Annotated in this window: 1 protein-coding gene; it reads right to left on the reverse strand. The window is 62.9% G+C overall.

Annotated features, from left to right (window positions below):
- Nucleotides 1-13 precede the first annotated feature (13 nt).
- Nucleotides 14-316 (reverse strand): AbrB/MazE/SpoVT family DNA-binding domain-containing protein, encoded by a 303-nt coding sequence (locus tag AC1D0P_RS31075; RefSeq protein ID WP_477680245.1) that lies wholly within the window; start codon nt 314-316, stop codon nt 14-16.
- Nucleotides 317-399: the final 83 nt, after the last annotated feature.

A 399-nucleotide genomic window follows, 5' to 3' on the forward strand; every position in this document is an offset into this window, starting at 1 on the left:
CAGGGACGCTGTTTCAGCAGACTTCGCGCCCCGCCGGCGGCGCGTCGATCCAGGCGCGTTCATCCTCCGTCGGTGCGGCATCGGCCTTGTAGCCGGCCACCAGTTCATCCAGGGCATATTTCAGCTGCTGCAGGTTGATCGCCTTGTCCTGCATGGCGATCGGTTCGGCGATGAACTGTGTCCCCTTGACCGAGATTGCCATCTCCTGTCCTTCAGCCAGGCCGAGCATGTCCCGGGCGGCGGCAGGAATGGTCATGACCAGCGATCCGCCGGCCTTCTTCAGTTTCGTGACCACGAGGAAGCCTTCGGTGTGCATGGGGTCTGTGGCGCCGGGTCCGACCGAAATCGGACGGCTGCCGATCGTGCCGGTTCCGTCTTTTGTAGCTGGCATGTATCATC

It is taken from the genome of Polaromonas sp. P1_G2, assembly GCF_056405515.1.